We start from the raw sequence: 17,446 nt of genomic DNA on the forward strand, positions 1-17,446 counted from the left end.
ATTTGATCCCTTCTCTTTAATCATTATGAACGGAATTACGACTCATTTTAATGCCTAACAAAAAGTCAATCATAAAATGCGTGATGATGACTGGAAAAATTTGTTGGCCTGACCATTCATATATTAGGCCAATCCAAAGGCTTAACAAGGAAACATTTAACAGCAAATACCAGTTTGATAAATAACGAAAATGGATGAATGAAAAAATGATACTCGCAATCCAAAAACCAAAATGTGTTTGAATTACTCCCCGAAATAGCAGTTCTTCGGAAAAAGCAATCAGTAATGAAAGGACACCGATTTTCCAAATTGGCATGCCGGAAAATATCTTTTCATTAATTCCACCATCATCATAATATTCATTTGGTACTTTTTTCATTAATACTAAATCAAGTGCAACTACGGTTAGACCGCTGCACAATCCTATAACAATCCAAACGATATCCCAATGAAAGAGTTTCAAAATAGTTGACATATCAGGAAATAGTATCCAACACAGTATAAGTGCTAATAAAATAATTAATGACTGCGTCAATAATAAATGAAATACTAGTTCCTTTCCCGTTAAATTTTTTGCAATTTCTGCCTGTCTATTTTTTTTCATCGTCATCCGCTTTCTATAAGCAATAGTTGCTGAAGCCTTTTTTCCCAAGAAAGATTTTCCGCTTTTGAATCCATTACCTGTTTTTCTTGAAAATCATTGATATTAAAACTACATATATCACAACAATTTATCGGTGGTTTAAGCAGTTTTTCGTTGAAATGGTTCATGACTTGCATTCTTCTGCAATTATATGAATGTACCCACCTTAGCATTTGTTTAAGTTTATTTAATTTAAACAAGCGTCTTTCCTGTTTAATCGCTTTTACTTGGTCGGCGTTCATATTAGATGATTGATAAAACTGCAAAAACCGCCATTGGGTTTCGGTTAAATTAAGCTCTTCTGCACCTTTTTTGTTACTTTCATTGGAGTAATAAGATTCAATTTGTATATCATTAGGGAGCTCGTTTTCTATAAGTTGGAGTTGTAATAATTCGTCTCCATTGCAATACAACATGAAAGCGATGCTTTGTTTAGAATCCCTGCCTGCTCTGCCAACTTCTTGTAAATAAGATTCCATTTGTCCAGGGATGTGATAATGAATAATAAAGCGAATATTATTTTTGTTAATTCCCATTCCAAATGCACTTGTGGCACAAATAATCTTGATTTGGCCGTATAAAAATTGTTGTTGTATTAAAATTCGTTGTTCTGGATCCATACCACCATGATAAGCTGCTACGTCGTTAAAACCGTTTTGGCGCAAATATTCCACTGTTTCCTCAGCGAGACGTTTACTAGAAAAATAGATCACTCCTGGCTTTTCTAATAAACGGATTAATTCAATCAATCTTTGTTTTTTTTTCATATGTTTTTCAAATTTCTCGACGACTAAACTAATATTTGGCCGATCTACAGAATAAATAAATTCTTTAGGATTATTTAATTGCAAATATTGTTTAATATCTTCTCGTACTTCAATTGTTGCGGTAGCAGTTAACGCTAGAACTGGAGGATCGCCCAGTCTTGACCGAACTGCTCCAAGATTTAAGTAATCAGGGCGGAAATCATGACCCCATTGGGATATACAGTGTGCCTCATCAATAACAAATAGTGAAATTTCCAATTGCTCAAGCTTTTTTATAATATATTCTGAACTCAGCATTTCAGGTGAGATGTAAATAAAGCGAAAGTAAGAAAGATTTTGTAAAACTCTGTTCTTCTCGTTAAAACTTAAAAATGAATTTAGTGCTACCGCTCTCTTTTCACCAATCATTCTTAGTTGATCAACTTGATCCTGCATTAAAGATATTAAAGGAGATACAATGAGAACTGTTCCATTTAATAGATACCCGGGCAATTGATAACAAAGAGATTTCCCCGTTCCCGTCGGAAGCATGGCCAATACATCTGATTTATTTAAAACGGCATCGATAATCTCTTCCTGACCTTTTCTAAAAGAACCGAAACCAAATATGTTCATTAATACTTCATGTTTACTCACATCTTTTCACCGGCCTTCGCGAGTACTAGGCGAATTTGGAAGTAAGAGCTATCCTTCACTTTTTCTTTAATTGGTTTTAACTTTTTATGACCAAGTTGTTTTGCGGTTTCCAGTATTGCCGCAGCCTGTCTATTTTCCACAAAGGGCTTAATGGAAAATTCCGGATCCAATAAGGCAATTTCAATAATATGGTCTTCAACCGTACCCTGTTTTAATTTTCTCAGTTCAGCAATTTGTGTAATCGTGAGATCTTGTTGAAGAAGCTTGTAAGTATGTACAGTCGATTTTGTAAGGGGTAATGGTTTATAAATATCTGAAACTAATGTAAAGAGAAACGGATATCTTTTCTTTTCGCTAATAACAGTTTGAATTAAATAGTGGAGCCCATTCAAAAATCGAAAATATGATTCTATTTCTTCTAAGCCAACATTATCCGCAATTTGTTTTTGTGTTAAACCTATCAGTTCAAAGCCGCTTAGCCTAGCTACTATAAAATAAGGATCCTCAGGAAAATCATTAGAAAATATTGATTGCATTTCACTGTATAAGTCCTTTGATATACACAAACGATTTCCGTGATCATTCCTAAAAAAATCTCTCACCCAACCTAGTACTTCTTCATCTCTTTGGATCGGAAAATAACGATTTACGGAATGATTTAAATGGGACAAAGCTTGGATTAATAAGGTTAGCCTTTTCCAAAATTGAATTGACGTATCTTGATATTTCCATCCATCAATATAGTTAAAGTTTTTTGTCTCTTGAAAGAAAAGGGAATATGACTTATTTCCTTCTTCGGTCACTTTACATTTAGTTGTATCTTCCAAAAAGGATATATATGATTTCTCATGAAGTTCCTCAATATTAAGTTCAAATTGCCGCCGACCTAATCCCGGCATTGTTTTAAATAATGGGGATAGCTTATATAAATGGGCATCTTGAATAGTCTGTGATGATTTCTTTCCTGCAAGTAAATGATATATAGAATAAATAGTACGATCGCCATTTATCGTGTCTAAACATCTTAATATCAAGGCATGCAAAAAAGTCATAATAAACGCTTCCCTTAACTACTTTTAGTCTCTATATTTTACCATGTATTCTATATTTCGACTATGTCTACATTTATTTGGTTTTTTTCGACATGCGGAAAGAAACATTGATCTACCGTCGTATTTGTTGAAATGTAGTTCTAAGAGACTTAGAATATAGGTAGTAAACTTTCCATGTTAATTGGAGTTTTTAAGTATAGATAAGGATTAGGAGGCTTTTTAATGCCAAAATATACGATTGTAGATAAAGATACTTGTATTGCGTGTGGAGCTTGCGGAGCGTCTGCACCTGATATATATGATTATGATGATGAAGGTCTAGCATATGTTGTCCTCGACAATAATCAAGGAACAGCAGAAATTCCAGATATACTTGAAGATGACTTAATAGATGCCTTTGAAGGTTGTCCAACCGATTCCATTAAAGTGGCAGATGCACCATTCGATGGAGACCCATTAAAGTATGAATAAAGGAGATGCTAAATATAGCATCTCCTTTTCTTTTTATACATTTTTAATTGTCATATTCTTACTTAACCTACTGCCTAGACGGCTGTATAGTAAAAGAAATACAATCGTAATAATCACACCTTTTACTACATTGAAAGGGAGTATCGATGCAACAACCATTTTACGGAGTGCTGCGCTACTCATCGGTTCCCAGCCAAGAAGACCAATATAAGCCGGTAGAAGTACAAAATAATTAAAGACACTCATGAAAACAGCCATGAAAACTGTGCCGACAATAAGTGAAACAAGTAATCCCCATTTAGCCTTTAACACTTTAAAAACATAATAAGTAGGCAATACAAACAATATACCTGCAAGAAAATTAGCAATATGGCCGATTGGAATTCCAGTTGCACTGCTTGAAATGAAGTAATCCAAAATATTTTTGAATAATTCTACGAGCACAGCAGCAATCGGTCCAAACATTAACGCAGCGATGATTGCAGGGATATCGCTAAAGTCAACCGTTAAGTACGGTGGAAATGGTGGTATTGGGAATTTGATCAGCATAAGAATGAATGACAAGCTGCTGAGCATTCCAATTGTTACAATAGATTTTACACTTAACTTCTTCATTTTCCTCTCTCCTTAGGAGATTCATCCCTCGTTGAAGAAAGGTGCCCAACGCACACACCAATGAAAAACCCTCAAAGAAAATATCTTTGAGGGAGATTGATCAGGCATGCTTTAATAAGTGTTCAAAACCTGCAATTTTGAACACAAAGGCATCCTTCATCTTCTCCCATCCAGACTCTACTGTCGGCTTTGGAATCTCACCAAATCCTGCCTTATTGAAGGCTCGCGGGCTTGTAGGCATTGCCTCATTACCGCCGGTGGGGAATTTCACCCCGCCCCGAAGATGAATCGTATTTTTTTATCATTTTTTATTATACACTATTTTTTCTTTTATGTGAAGATACATACAAGCTTCTTATTATCGTTTAATGAGATTAGGTGCAATTGGCACTTTTACAGGCTGATCAAATTGAAAGTTTTCCCAATGTGATGGTTTGATATTTTCAAATTGAACTTCCGTTTTTCCGAATTCTTTTGCCGTTAATAAAATCCCTTCTATGAGCTGCATATTTTTTAGTTGATCACCTTGATCCAATGCAATTGTTTTATCAAATTTTATTGTTACGTCTGAAGCATCTTCCTTAGCAACTTCTGGAGAAACAGCATCAGGGATAACAGAATGATGAATGTCGTCTGGTTTAGTTTTCATGTATTCCAAGGCTTCTTCTAGAGTTTTTGAATCTCCATTACCAGGAATGAGATACTGAGAATTCTCGTCAATTCGATATAAGAAATAGCCTCTTTTCAAATTCTTTTCTATAGTTTGATCCTGGAGTACTCCAAAATGAGAGAGTTCTACAGGGTCTTCATTTCCATTAACAAATTTCACCATATTGACATCTTGAGGTTGCAATAAAAATTGAAGCATATCCTTAAGTAGCATTTCATTTGCTTCAAAAAATGGACGATTTTCAGGACTAATCTTGACCTTTGCTTCCCCTGTCTCTTTATCAATATCTATTGCATCCATTAGAGGAGAAAAATCTTGGAAACCATACTCACGAGCGTCAAACACTTTTGATTCACTTCGATATTGACTGATCCAATCTCCATTGGATTTTCCAGGCTTTAATAATGTAATAGGTATGACTATGGCATCTTTTGTCACTACACCATAAGTGTACACTTCATTTTCTAAAGCATCTTTTTCATACACAGCCGTGTTTAAAGTAGAGATTTTATCAGTAGTTTCTTCACTATACATTGTGATTTCTTGATTATCCTGATTTATATCTTTTTCTAATTTTCTTGATTCAGCAGCTTGGTTCGCCATGCCTCCTGAATCTGCAGACTCTTTAGAACGAGAACTTAAATAATCAGTCGGCGCTGTTTGAAAAATGAACGGAAATGCGAGTAAGAATATTAAAAGTCCAGCTACACTTGTTAAGACAGGAATAAAAATCGGCTTCCTTTCCTTTTTATTCATGCCCAGCTTAATATTTCGATATATTTCATCCATTGGTCGTTTATCTTCAACGGATGGCAGCTGCTTTATTAATTTTATGATTTTATCATCTTCACGATCAGAGTGACGCATGACGATCTTCCTCCTTTCTCCGTTCGTTTTCCATTTTTACCTTTATTGATTTTAACGCTCTATGTTGAGTTGTTTTTACTTTGCTTTCGCTCCAATTTAAAGCCTCAGCAGTTTCCGCTATCGATAGGCCATTTAAATAACGCATGATCAACACGATCCGATGATTAGTTGTACACGTATCGAGACACTCTTTCAAAATCTTTACTTCTTCATTTTGAATAACCATCTCTTCAGGAAGAATCTTTGAATCCTTTATTTCTCCGCGTTCCCAATCAAATTTATCGAATAAACGATCCTTCCAGCCCTTTTGTTTTCGAAAGTGATCAATCGCTACATTTTTGGCGATGGAAAAAAGCCATGTTTTTTCAGAGCTTTTCCCTTCAAATTTATCGTACGCTTTCAACACACGGATATAAACTTCCTGAACTAAATCTTCGGCTTCTACTCGATTTTTTACCATATAATAAAGAAATTGAAAAAGATCTTGATGGTATTTCGTATATAATTCGTTAAACACGGAGTTCATACATTCTCCTCCCCGTTAATGGATTAGTCGTTTTTTCGGGAAAAAAGTTACAGTTCTATTATATTACAATTATGTTAAAATTTTTACCGAGCATTTTTATTCTCCCATATAAAAACGGATTGAACAACTTAATTCAAGATTGTCCAATCCATTTTTTTAGTTTCTCATGAAACAAGATTAATTAACATCTTATACATATTCATCTATATTTCTGGAATAAAGAAAGTAAAGGTAGTGCCATTTCCTAATTTACTTTGAACGGAAATATGTCCATTATGTGCATCAATAATATTTTTCGCTATGGCTAATCCTAAACCAGTCCCGGCCCTACCTCTTGTTCGAGCTTTATCTGCTTTATAAAATCGTTCAAAAACAAAAGGGAGATCTTCTTCTGGGATGCCAGATCCATTATCTTGGACTGAAATGGTAATCCCTTTTGAGCTTCTCGTTTGAGTAATCAAAATGTTCCCGTGTTCATGAGTATGTCGAATAGCATTGTCAATTAAATTCGTTAATACTTGTTCAATTCTATCGGCATCCATATGGAATGATTCACCATTTGATTCGATTTTACTTTGAAGATCAACTTTATTCTCTCTTGCGACACCGCCAAATTTATTCATAATTCGATGAATGAATTTTTCAATATCAACATCTTCATAATTAAGAGCAATATGTCCTGCTTCCATCCTAGCCAAATCCAATAGTTCATTGACTAGACGGCCTATTCGAAGCGATTCGTCATATATGATTTTCGCGAGTTCTTTCTTCTCTTCCTCGGATTCTGCCATATCGTCAATAATTGCTTCGCTATAGCCTTGCAGCATGGATATCGGAGTCCTTAGTTCATGTGAAACATTGGCTACAAAATCGATTCGCAATTTATCAAGTCTTCTTTCTTCCGTCATATCTCGAATGACGGCAACCGCTCCTCTAACACTTTCCTGATTTTGTGTATAAAGAGGGCTAACGATGATGACGTAGTAGCGGCCTTGTAAAATAAGTTCTCCTGTTTGTTCCGTTTCAGTCTTTATTGCTTGTGACAGTAAGTTGTCTAATTCAGGAGGCACAGGATTTGCCTCATTTTCATTTTCAAAATGCCACTGTTGTAAAAACCGCTCTGCTGGAGGGTTTGTGATCAAAATCGAACCTCCTTGGCTAAAGGTCATAACACCATCAGCCATACTGCTCAATATACTTTTCAACTGCTCTTTTTCTTGACTCAAAACACTCATATTGATTTTAAGTCTTTTCCCCATTTGATTAAAAGCAATCGCTAATTCACCAATTTCATCATGACTTAAAAAAGGGACTTTCGTATCAAATTTTCCTTTTGACACCTCAAAAGCTGCTTCCTTCATTTTTCTTAACGGTGAAGTGATTCTTGTTGATAAGAAAAAGGCAAAAAATGTTGTTAACATAATGGCAATCCCAGCTGCAAGTAAAATAAGCTTCGTCGTTTTTTGAGTAGTTTCTTTTAGCACACCGAGGGATTGATATATAAATATAGCACCTTTTTGCCCATCAATATTAAGCGGAACACCCGCGACAATTAGATTATCATATCTGTTGCCTTTTAAATCTATATCAGAAGGGGCGATTTCTTTCATTACTTTTTTTCGTTCTGAAAAAACTTTAACTAAATCCTTATCCTTTAAAAATGTATCAGCTGGAATAATTCCTTTTACGGAACCATTTGGAGAAAATAAAAAGTCATCTTTGTTATAAGCAATCGCTACTCCTAGCGGCTCATCCAGTATTTCTAAAACAATTTCTTCTCCTAATCCATCATGGGCATGTGCTTCTATAATACGTGATATTTTAGTCGCCTGCTCAGTTAAACCTTGTTCAATTTGACTTACATGATATTTTTGAAAAAACTCAAGTAAAAGCATCGTTAAGATGATTAGAACAAACGAAACTAGGAGGAGAATGGTCATCCATAGTTTTCCTACAACACTACGCCATAATCTCATTCATTACCTGCCTCGAATTTATAGCCTACTCCCCAAACAGTCACAATCATCCCTGCTGCTTTTTCCGATACTCGATTTAATTTTTCACGAAGTCTTTTTACATGTGTATCTACCGTTCTTAAATCTCCAAAAAATTCATATTGCCAAACTTCTTTCAATAAATGTTCACGGTCAAACACCTTATCCGGAGATTTAGCTAAAAAGTGGAGCAATTCATATTCTTTTGGAGTTAAGTTAACTTCATTTCCATCTGCCATTACACGATGGGCATCATGATCAATTGATAAATGCGGATAGACAATGATGTCTCTTGCTGAGGCTCCTGATTGCGAAAATTCAGTTTGCGCGGTTCTTCTAAGTAAAGCTTTCACCCTTAATACAACTTCCCGTGGACTAAATGGCTTTACAATATAATCGTCTGTTCCAGCCTCAAATCCTTGAATCCGATTTGTTTCTTCACCTTTTGCCGTTAGCATGATCACAGGTGTAGACTTATTCTCACGTAACTCATTACATACTTCAATGCCATCTTTTCCGGGCATCATTAGATCTAGAAGAATGCAGCTATAATCATTCTGCAACGCCATTTCAAGTGCATCATCGCCGTTAGCAGCTTCATCTATTTCATAATTTTCCCTTTCTAAATACATTCTAAGTAATCTACGAATACGATCCTCATCATCTACTACAAGTACTCTCACTTTTTGTTCCATTTACAATCCCCCTTGGCAAAAATACTTATTTTAATATCATATTATAAAATAGACCTCACAAAAAGAATGAGGTCCATAAGATGACTTTAGGCAGCATATGAATGTAATCCTGCAAGAACTAGATTCACGGCAATAAGATTAAACATTATTATTGCAAATCCTATGACTGCCAGCCATGCAGACTTTTCACCATGCCAACCTCTAGAAAGGCGCAAATGAAGAAATGCTGCGTAGAATAAGAAGGTAATAAGCGCCCAAACTTCTTTAGGATCCCACCCCCAGAAACGAGTCCATGCAATTTGCGCCCAAATCATAGCGAATATGAGGCCACCTAATGCAAAAACTGGAAATCCTATTAAAACAGAGCGATAGCCTACTTCATCTATTAAATCTAAATTTACTTTTTTAACGAGTGGCTTTACTAAAGTGCTAACGCGTTTTCTGCAAATTAATCTAATAATCCAATATAAAATTGTTCCTGTTATTAGCGTCCATATGACGGAGTTGAATCGTTTAGCATCAATGATAGCTGGCATATAAATATTAGGATTCAATTTATTTTCAGTAACTAACTGACCTTCATGAGGTCCTACTAGAGCTGGCATTGCATAAGAAGCAACTTTTTCTTTTCCTTCTTTATCAATCCAATTAAACTCTGCTTTATAATCAGCAATAGAAAATGCGGTTGATACAAACATAAATCCAACAGCCAATATTAAAGTGTACATAATGGCTTCCAGCCAAAAAGAACGTTTCCCTTTTGCTTCAGTATCGACTGATTTAAGTAAGTAAATAACTCCTGCAACAAAACTCAATGATAGTATTGCTTGACCAATAGCTGCCGTCGTTACATGTATATAAAGCCAGTGGCTATTAAGTGAAGGGATGAGCGGGCTGATGTCCTTTGGGAACATGCTTGCATATGCGATTAAAAGCATAGAGACAACAAGTGCAAAAATACCAAGTGTGTTTAGTTTATACATAAAGTAAATAATGATGAATGCTCCTACTAACATCATCCCAAAAAATGTTGTAAATTCGAACATATTGCTTACAGGTGCATGTCCTCCTGCAATCCAACGCAAAATGAAATATCCGAGCTGTGATATAAAGCCAAGAATCGTTATGAATATCGCAATTTTAGACCATCTGTTTGGTCCGGCACTTTTATCTTTCCCTCGATTCTCTCTGATTCCACCACCAAAAAATAGTGTTGCGATTAAATATAAAATAAAAGCTGTTTCTAATAGATTACCGCTTAATTGTACGAGATCTTTCATTTGTTTTCCTACTTTCTCGACCTTGATTTCCCATTAACATAGCCCCTCGTACAGGACGTGGGTAGTCTGTAACGGCCAAAAGGCATTACGCTTTTGCCTCGTTTTGATCATTTGGTTCAGGAACAGTCGTGTCTTTGACAATTACTTCAATTTCTCTTTTCAATCCATACCAGTTTTTATTTGTATGGGCTGCAATCAACACGTCACCTTTTATTTTTTGAAGCCATATACGGCGGTGATTCCAATAAGAGCCCTGGATAACACCAATCATGAAGATTGCCCCACCAATTCCAAGAATCCATAACGTTAAATCTTTCCTTACGATTAAAGCAGTTGCATTTTGTGTTGTAATATTTTTAAACGCCATTTTATACTCTGTTTCACCTAGAGGTTCTACTGTCTGCCTAATGGCGGTAAAACTTTTTTCTCCATCAGTATGTTCAGGCGAAATCATATTAAATAAAAAGGCGGGATTATTCGGAGTCTGTGAATCTGTTTGTGGCTCCCCGTTTTCCGCAAATCCAGTGAAATCTGGATAATATCCAAGCAATTCCACTTTATAACCATCACCTAGATCATATTCTTCCTGCGGATCAAATAAATCAATCGTAACTTCCCCTTTAATGTCCTCATTAGCTTTTTTTAAGAAATTAAAGGTCATTGTCTTTAATTCATTTAGTTTATAATCAATTTGATATACGGCATAGTGGTCAAACTTTAAAGGCTCGTTCACTCGTATTTTTGCCTCTTTTACTTGTTTAAGATTTTCAGTATCACCAATAGTGCTGTCTGTATCTCGTTCATATAGAACTACATCAGATTCAAAACTTTTAACTACGGTCCCTACTCTATCAAGAGCTGCACCATATACTGCTTTATCTTTTTCTTTATCATATAGTTCCATTGTAAACTTTTTATTTTCTAAAAGATATTGTTTATTCGTTCCGGGAATCGTTTTAATCTCGCCATCGCGAAGCCATAATTGTTCATCTACATACATTCCTGGTACAAATCTAAGCATTCCACCAATAAGAAATATAATAAGTCCAATATGATTTACGTACGGACCCCATCGCGAAAACCTGCCCTTTTCAGCTAAAATATTTCCGTCTTCTTCTCGAATGCGGTACCTTCTATCTTTTAATCTCTTTTTGATTATTTCAAAGTCTTGTTCTGATTGATTCGATGCTTCTACACGATTATACAATCTTTGTCTCTTTAAAAAGCCTTCGTGTCTACCTACCCGTTGATTTTTCAAGGCCCTATATAAAGGGACAACTCTATCAATACTACAAATAACGAGTGATACTCCAATAGAAGCAATTAGTAATAAATACCACCAAGAACTATATAAGTCATGAAATCCAAGTACATAATATAATGTTCCAAGTATTCCATATTGTTCAGAATAATATGTAGCGGGATCGACATTCTGTGGTATATACATCACTTGAGGTAAAAGTGTTCCAAGTGATGAAGCGATCAAAGTAATGACGATTAGCCAAATACCTACTTTAACAGAAGAAAAAAAGTTCCATACTTTATCTATCACGCTTTTATTATATGTTTGAGATCTGCGGGCACTTCCTTCATAGCGCATATCATGCAAATTCTCTTTTTGCGCCTCTTCCGTAAGGGCACGCCCGCATGCTTCGCATAAAATAGTGCCAGGTGGATTCACATGTCCACATTCGCATTTTACTTCTTTCATGTTTAGCTCTCCTACTTAAGGCTTGATGCTTTCCATCATAGCAATTATTTTTTCCTCTGGTAGTTCTCCCTCAATAATTTCAATGATTTTCCCTTCAGGGTCAATTAATATTGTAGCTGGTAAATTGTATATATTATAAGCTGCCATGACATCTTTATTAGAATCTTTTAGGATTGGAAAAGATAAATCATGCTGTTGCACAAACTTTTTGATTGAAAATTCAGGTTGTCCAACATTTACGGCAAGGATTTCGACTCCTTGGACTTTAAACGCTTGGTATTGGTTATCCATATAAGGCATTTCTCTTTCACATGGTTTACACCACGTTGCCCAAAAATTCAAAAATACTCCTTGTCCCTTATAATCAGAAAGTCTATGCTTATTCCCATCCATATCCGTTAGTACGAAGTCTGGTGCATGATCGCCGACAGCTATTTTTTCATTCTTGTCTTTCGTAAAATTAGCATATAATGTATATACGACTGCAGCTAGTAGAACGACCAAAATAATCGTTCTTAACAAGTGCCGTCTTTTTTTCTTTTCCGACATTTTAAATCATCTAACCTCCCAGCATATTGCCAGACTTATCTTTCATTATATCATCTTAAATTGACCTTATTAGGGCATGTTTTGAAGGTTATGTGAAATTTTCAATTAATTCGGTGCCAACCTTTTCCTGTTTCTGCAAGTGTTCTAAGCTGTTTCACTTCATGAGGAGTTAATTCTCGAGACTCACCAGCATTTAAACCGCGTAAATGTAACGTACCGTATTGTTCGCGTTTAAGCTTTAGGACTGGGTGGCCTATTGCGTCCATCATTCTTCTAACTTGTCGATTCCTGCCTTCATGAATAATGATCTCTATAATTGAGCTGCTTTTCCGTTTATCCAAAGAAAGTAATTTAACTTTCGCAGGTGCGGTTTTCCCGTCTTCAAGTTGAATTCCACGTTCTAATTTCTTTAACGATTCTTTAAGAGGAATTCCTTTCACTTTCGCTATGTAAACTTTCGGAACTCCATAACGAGGATGTGCAAGCAAATTAGTAAATTCTCCATCATTCGAAAGAATTAAAAGTCCAGATGTATCATAATCAAGCCTTCCTATTGGATAAATTCTTTCTTCAACATACGGAAAAAAATCCGTTACTACCTTTCTCCCCTTATCATCCTTTACAGCTGAAATGACACCACGTGGTTTATAAAATAAAAAGTATTTTTTTTCTTCCTGAACAAGAGGAATTTCATTCACTTCAATTTTATCTGAGGAAGACACTTTCGTTCCCAGTTCCTTAACAATCTGTCCATTTACTTTCACTTTTCCTTGAAGGATCAATTCTTCTGCTTTTCTTCGGGATGCAACCCCGGCATAAGCAATGACTTTTTGTAATCGTTCCACCTTCATTCACCTCATCATACTTAATGCAAAACGTGAATATGTCTAGCTTTTACTTAATGAATTATTACATTAAGTATCATTAAAATCAAAAAAAGACAACTTTTTTATTAAGAAAAAAACAAAAAAATGTCCAGATTAAGAACTGAACATTATCGTTACGATTATGATAGCTGCGGAAATACCTACGAGATCTGCTAATAATCCTACTTTTAAAGCATCGCCCATTTTTTTAATTCCCACTGCCCCAAAATATACAGTTAGTACATAAAAAGTTGTATCTGTGCTGCCTTGAATGGTTGATGCTAGCCTTCCAATAAACGAATCCGGCCCATGTTGTGAAAGTAAGTCACTCATTAATCCTAGTGCCGCATTCCCCGATATCGGTCTAATTAACGCAAGTGGTACTACTTCGGCAGGAACTCCTATTGTATTTAATAGTGGTCTTAAAAGATCTATGAAAAAATCAAGCGCTCCTGAAGTTCTAAAAACTGTTATGGCTACAAGCATCCCTACTAAAAAAGGAATAATGGAAACGGCTATTTTTATGCCTTCCTTCCCGCCTTCCACAAAATGCTCATACGTTGGTACTTTTTTTATTGTACTGTAAACAAGAATCACTCCTATTATGACAGGAATAATCCATAATGATATGAGTGATACAATCTCCAACCTACTTCACGCCCTTTCTACTTCGGCGCATATAAAAATATCTATCTATTATTATTGCAAAAATGGTAGCACATATTGTTGCTAATAAAGTAGGTCCAACAATTTCAGTAGGAGAAGCCGATTGATAGTTCATTCTAATTGCTAGCACTGTTGTTGGAATGAGAGTCAATCCAGAGGTATTTAATGCTAGGAAGGTAATCATGGACCGGGAGGCAACATTTTTTCCACCATTAAGCTCTTTAAGCTGTTCCATCGCTTTAATGCCTAAAGGTGTAGCAGCATTCCCTAAGCCCAACATATTGGCAATGATGTTAGATAAAATATATCCGACGGCCGGATGATCTTCAGGTACTTCTGGAAATAGTTTTAAAATCATAGGCTTACAAAGATTTGAAAGCTTATTTAAAAGTCCCGATTCTTGTGCGATTCGCATCATGCCTAACCAAAAGACTAGAATACTAATTAAGCCAATACATAAGGTCACCGCTTCATTTGCGGAATGAAATATCGCCTCATTGACATCTTTCATTTTTCCATTAATAGCCGCAAAGATTAAGCCGATTACGGTCATCCCGACCCAAATATAATTAATCATAGAAAATCACACCCATCTGGCTAAATAAAATATTCTTTAATTTCTCCCACCAGCTTTCTTCATGCTTTTTATGTGTTTGTCTGATATAAATAGGAACTTTTTCTACAGGTTTATCTTGAAAGTGAAATATCGCCGTTCCAACTCTTCCGCCATTCATCTTAGCCAATATACTAGGGTTATGAAGCTTATATTCTATTCGAATATCGCTATATTCTTCTTTTAATAGTGGATAAATAATTGTGTTTTTTACGTATAATTCCTTGTTTTTTATCCCTTTTGCATTGATTGCAAGGGTGCCTTTTGGAATGATTGTTTTAGGCTGGTATTCTTTAAAACTTCTTTCATACATGGTGATATGGTCATTCCAATCGTCAGATGCTTTCAATGTTACAGCGATTAATTCAGTTCCGTTTTTTTCAGCAGTTGTAACGAGTGTTCGGCCAGCCCTCTTAGTAAAACCAGTTTTCCCGCCTGTGCAATACTTGTATTTTTCAGTTAAGAGGCGATTTTTATTGATCCAACTTTGCGGTCCATTTTCTCTTTGAAATTTATACACTTTCGTTCCCGAAATTGTTTTATATTCTTTATTATTCATGGCGTATCGAGTCAATAACGCCATATCATAAGCAGTTGAATAATGATTTTCACTGTCATCTAATCCATGGGGATTTGCAAATTTTGTATTTGTCATTCCCAATTCCTCTGCTTTCTGATTCATTAAAAAGACAAACCCCTCAATACTGCCTCCTATATAATCAGCGATCGCATTGGCTGCATCGTTTCCCGACCTGAGCATAAGGCCGTATACAAGATCTTCTAGTTTTATTTTTTCACCCATTTGAAGATAGATCGATGAGCCTTCTGCATAAACTGCCTGTTTTTTTATTGTGACAACTTCATTCATCTTTCCTGATTCGATCGCAAGAATGGCGGTCATTATTTTCGTAATAGATGCAATTCTATGTATTTCATGAGCATTTTTTTCAAATAACACTCTTCCCGAATCTTTTTCCATTAAAATTGCAGCCGACGCACTTACTGGAATATTTACGGCTGCAGATGTTTCTCTTGGAATATAAAGCATCTGAATTAACAGTAAACAAGAACATATAATTGCCGCTACTCTTCCTGCTCTCATTCTTCCGCTCCCCACAAATATGCCATTGTTTTATTTGTACAAGTCTATGCTGTTTGTCCGATGTTATGACAAGAAAAGCGTAAGCGCCTGTTTATCGACGTACAGGCCCACAGGATGTGGGTCCGTCGACGAAGACATAAGGACGTGGCGGGTTTAGTCGACGTTCCTTTTTTGGGCCTTTGACTGAGATAAAGGAAACACGATGAATCCGTAAGGATGAATCGATGTTGACTTATCGGAGGGAAAAGGACAAGAAGTTTGCTAGTCGATAGGCGCTGGAGCTGGACAAGAAAAGCGTAAGCGCCTTGATCATCGATGCTTCGAATTAATTAAAAAACTACCGGACATGCTCTACCGGTAGTTGAATGTTTAATTATTCAATTTGATCTTTAAATGTGGAGAAAAATAAATCTGCATCTTCTTGAAGTTCATCTTCATCCAGTTGTTTTGGAAGTTCGGGAAGTTCTTTTAAATGATTTAGGCCAAAATAGTCAAGAAATTCCCTTGTCGTTCCATATAATTTTGCTCTTCCTGTACCTTCAGCTCTTCCTACTTCCATAATTAGCCCCTTGGCGATTAACGTTTGAAGAGGCCTTTCTGTTTTAACTCCCCTTACTTCTTCTATTTCCATTCTCGTAATCGGCTGTTTATAAGCAATAATCGCCAGAGTTTCAAGACCAGCTTGAGATAGTGTTGATGATCCCGGACTTTCTACTAGCCTTGCTAAATAATCAGCAAATTCCCTCTTTGTAGCTAGCTGATAAGTTTCCGCTAAGGCTGTTACTGTAATACCACGGTTAGGGTCTTGATTATAATTTGTTTGAAGTTCGTTTATTAAGGACATGGCTTTTTCCTCACCAATGTCCATTGTAGAACATATTTGTTTCAACGATAAACCTTCATCGCCTGCTGCGAATAAAAGGCATTCGAGAATACCTAGTAGCTTAGAATCCTCCAATAGCCTCATTCTCCCTTCTAGCAGTTAAATAAATTTCTCCAAATATCTCATCTTGTTCAACAATGATTTCATTTCGCTTCATTAATTCCAACATTGCCAGAAACGTAATGACAATATGTCCTCGGTCATCATGCGGAAACATATTATAAAAACTAGTACGAGTATTCCGATGTTTAAGTTCATCCAGTATTTCTGCCATTCTATCATCTATCGATACGTCTTGATGAGTAATTTTAGTTGATAATGGCTTTTGAAGTTTTTTCCTTCTTATTAACTTATGATATGCACCAAGCATATCATAAATGGAAAAACCATACTCAATTAATTCATGCTGACTTTTGTCCGCATATGGCGAGAGATCAATTGGCGGCTTCGTATACATTTGACCCCTCTCAAATTCTTTTTGCTTTAATGCTTCGGCAGCTTCCTTATATCGCTTATATTCAATAAGCTGTTCTACTAATTCATCCCGGGGATCTTCTTCTTCGTAAAAATATTCTTCATCCATATCTTCATCATATTTAGGCAATAGCATCTTACTTTTAATAGCCAGTAATGTAGCGGCCATTACCAAGTACTCACTTGCAACATCAAGCTGCAATTCAGACATTGTATGAATATAATATAAATATTGTTCTGTAATTTCCGCCATAGGTATATCATATATATCTATTTCTAAACGATTAATCAAATGCAGCAATAAATCAAGCGGGCCTTCAAAGGCATCTATTTTAACAAGATATTCCATTTTATCACCGATTTCGC

Annotated in this window: 18 protein-coding genes and 1 riboswitch; of the genes, 1 reads left to right on the top strand and 17 read right to left on the bottom strand. The window is 35.8% G+C overall.

Annotation, left to right across the window (positions count from 1 at the left end):
* Nucleotides 1–16 precede the first annotated feature (16 nt).
* Genes KHA97_RS05520 through KHA97_RS05530 form a run of 3 tightly spaced genes read right to left on the bottom strand, consistent with a single transcriptional unit; the run spans nucleotide 17 to nucleotide 3,098 of the window.
* Entirely contained in the window at nucleotides 17–604 is a 588-nt protein-coding gene (locus KHA97_RS05520; RefSeq protein WP_213123704.1) for a CPBP family intramembrane glutamic endopeptidase, read from the bottom strand.
* Between the two features lie 2 nt (nucleotides 605–606).
* Nucleotides 607–2,046, bottom strand: a complete 1,440-nt coding sequence (locus KHA97_RS05525; RefSeq protein WP_325167412.1) for a RecQ family ATP-dependent DNA helicase — start codon at nucleotides 2,044–2,046, stop codon at nucleotides 607–609.
* A complete protein-coding gene (locus tag KHA97_RS05530) occupies nucleotides 2,043–3,098 on the bottom strand; it encodes a helix-turn-helix domain-containing protein (protein ID WP_213123705.1) in 1,056 nt (351 codons plus the stop codon). Before KHA97_RS05530 ends, KHA97_RS05525 begins: the two co-directional genes overlap by 4 nt.
* 222 nt (nucleotides 3,099–3,320) lie before the next feature.
* Between KHA97_RS05530 and KHA97_RS05535 the strand changes: the two genes are divergently transcribed.
* On the top strand, nucleotides 3,321–3,569 hold the full coding sequence (locus KHA97_RS05535; protein ID WP_213123706.1) for a ferredoxin: 249 nt from the start codon (nucleotides 3,321–3,323) through the stop codon (nucleotides 3,567–3,569).
* Between the two features lie 33 nt (nucleotides 3,570–3,602).
* Here the strand turns inward: KHA97_RS05535 and KHA97_RS05540 are convergent, their stop codons facing one another.
* From KHA97_RS05540 to KHA97_RS05605, 14 genes are all read right to left on the bottom strand, one after another.
* The gene (locus tag KHA97_RS05540; protein ID WP_213123707.1) at nucleotides 3,603–4,184 is read right to left on the bottom strand and encodes an ECF transporter S component; all 582 of its coding nucleotides are present in this window, start codon (nucleotides 4,182–4,184) and stop codon (nucleotides 3,603–3,605) included.
* Between the two features lie 154 nt (nucleotides 4,185–4,338).
* Nucleotides 4,339–4,473, bottom strand: a riboswitch (FMN riboswitch).
* A gap of 69 nt (nucleotides 4,474–4,542) precedes the next feature.
* On the bottom strand, nucleotides 4,543–5,721 hold the full coding sequence (locus KHA97_RS05545; protein ID WP_213123708.1) for a hypothetical protein: 1,179 nt from the start codon (nucleotides 5,719–5,721) through the stop codon (nucleotides 4,543–4,545).
* On the bottom strand, nucleotides 5,708–6,247 hold the full coding sequence (gene sigX / locus KHA97_RS05550; protein ID WP_213123709.1) for an RNA polymerase sigma factor SigX: 540 nt from the start codon (nucleotides 6,245–6,247) through the stop codon (nucleotides 5,708–5,710). Before sigX ends, KHA97_RS05545 begins: the two co-directional genes overlap by 14 nt.
* Nucleotides 6,248–6,450: 203 nt before the next feature.
* Nucleotides 6,451–8,223: an ATP-binding protein gene (locus tag KHA97_RS05555; RefSeq protein WP_213123710.1), complete on the bottom strand. Its 1,773-nt coding sequence runs from the start codon at nucleotides 8,221–8,223 to the stop codon at nucleotides 6,451–6,453.
* Nucleotides 8,220–8,936 carry a response regulator transcription factor gene (locus tag KHA97_RS05560; protein WP_213123711.1) on the bottom strand — a complete coding sequence of 239 codons (717 nt, stop codon included), beginning with the start codon at nucleotides 8,934–8,936 and terminating at the stop codon, nucleotides 8,220–8,222. The genes KHA97_RS05555 and KHA97_RS05560 overlap by 4 nt, the downstream gene beginning before the upstream one ends.
* A gap of 86 nt (nucleotides 8,937–9,022) precedes the next feature.
* Entirely contained in the window at nucleotides 9,023–10,216 is a 1,194-nt protein-coding gene (ccsB, locus tag KHA97_RS05565) for a c-type cytochrome biogenesis protein CcsB (RefSeq protein ID WP_213123712.1), read from the bottom strand.
* Between the two features lie 85 nt (nucleotides 10,217–10,301).
* The gene (locus KHA97_RS05570) at nucleotides 10,302–11,927 is read right to left on the bottom strand and encodes a cytochrome c biogenesis protein ResB (protein ID WP_213123713.1); all 1,626 of its coding nucleotides are present in this window, start codon (nucleotides 11,925–11,927) and stop codon (nucleotides 10,302–10,304) included.
* Nucleotides 11,928–11,942: 15 nt separating this feature from the next.
* Nucleotides 11,943–12,476: a thiol-disulfide oxidoreductase ResA gene (resA, locus tag KHA97_RS05575; RefSeq protein ID WP_213123714.1), complete on the bottom strand. Its 534-nt coding sequence runs from the start codon at nucleotides 12,474–12,476 to the stop codon at nucleotides 11,943–11,945.
* Between the two features lie 101 nt (nucleotides 12,477–12,577).
* Nucleotides 12,578–13,321 (bottom strand): pseudouridine synthase, encoded by a 744-nt coding sequence (locus KHA97_RS05580; RefSeq protein WP_213123715.1) that lies wholly within the window; start codon nucleotides 13,319–13,321, stop codon nucleotides 12,578–12,580.
* A 135-nt stretch (nucleotides 13,322–13,456) separates the two neighbouring features.
* Entirely contained in the window at nucleotides 13,457–13,990 is a 534-nt protein-coding gene (locus KHA97_RS05585) for a spore maturation protein (RefSeq protein ID WP_213123716.1), read from the bottom strand.
* Nucleotide 13,991: 1 nt separating this feature from the next.
* Nucleotides 13,992–14,585, bottom strand: a complete 594-nt coding sequence (locus tag KHA97_RS05590) for a nucleoside recognition domain-containing protein (protein ID WP_213123717.1) — start codon at nucleotides 14,583–14,585, stop codon at nucleotides 13,992–13,994.
* Nucleotides 14,578–15,723, bottom strand: coding sequence for a D-alanyl-D-alanine carboxypeptidase family protein (locus tag KHA97_RS05595; RefSeq protein WP_213123718.1), 1,146 nt, complete (start codon nucleotides 15,721–15,723; stop codon nucleotides 14,578–14,580). The genes KHA97_RS05590 and KHA97_RS05595 overlap by 8 nt, the downstream gene beginning before the upstream one ends.
* 373 nt (nucleotides 15,724–16,096) lie before the next feature.
* A complete protein-coding gene (gene scpB, locus KHA97_RS05600) occupies nucleotides 16,097–16,690 on the bottom strand; it encodes an SMC-Scp complex subunit ScpB (RefSeq protein WP_213123719.1) in 594 nt (197 codons plus the stop codon).
* On the bottom strand, nucleotides 16,668–17,429 hold the full coding sequence (locus KHA97_RS05605; RefSeq protein WP_213123720.1) for a segregation/condensation protein A: 762 nt from the start codon (nucleotides 17,427–17,429) through the stop codon (nucleotides 16,668–16,670). Before KHA97_RS05605 ends, scpB begins: the two co-directional genes overlap by 23 nt.
* Nucleotides 17,430–17,446 lie beyond the last annotated feature (17 nt).

Source organism: Lederbergia citri, from assembly GCF_018343625.1.
Lineage (GTDB): Bacteria > Bacillota > Bacilli > Bacillales > Bacillaceae_C > Lederbergia > Lederbergia citri.